The organism is Mycobacterium sp. P7213, from assembly GCF_900604305.1.
Lineage (GTDB): Bacteria > Actinomycetota > Actinomycetes > Mycobacteriales > Mycobacteriaceae > Mycobacterium.
This window is the reverse complement of record NZ_UWOA01000123.1, coordinates 1-589: the sequence shown is the minus strand read 5'-3', so window position 1 is coordinate 589 and position 589 is coordinate 1. Positions and strand designations below refer to the sequence as shown.

1 pseudogene is annotated in these 589 nt (G+C 61.8%); it reads right to left on the bottom strand.

The annotated features are described in order from the left end of the window. Positions 1-589: pseudogene (locus EJK91_RS21505) on the bottom strand (beta-ketoacyl synthase N-terminal-like domain-containing protein); the annotation flags it as partial.

Genomic DNA, 589 nt, shown 5'->3' with positions numbered 1-589 from the left:
GTCTTGCACTGCCCGTCCGGGGCCAACATCCCCCACCGCGACGTCGCAATACTGTTCTGCGGGGTCAACATCAAATTCACCCCAGCGGCCAACGCCTGATCCGACTCCCGACGCCGCAAACTCGCACACGCCAAATGAATCGTCACCAACGACGACGAACACGCCGTATCCAACATCATCGCCGGACCATGCACACCCAAGAAATACGACAACCGCCCCGCCGCGAAGTTCGGCCCGTTGCCGAAGGAGAGATACGGGTCGATGTCGCGCGGGCTGCTCTGCTCCGCCGCGAGCAGGGCGTAGTCGTTGGTGGTSAKRCCGACGAAGATGCCGGTCTGGGTGCCCCGGATCGCCTCCTTGGTGATCCCGGCATGCTCCAACGCCTCCCAGGCCACCTCCATCAACAACCGCTGCTGAGGATCCATCGCATCAGCCTCACGCGGCGAAATACCAAAAAACTCCGCGTCGAACTCCGCAGGCTGCCACGACGTCAAAAACCCGCCCTCACGAGAACAAATCGTCCCCGGCACGAGAACAAATCGTCCCCGGCACCGAATGATCCGACGAAAACAACGCATCGGCATCCCAG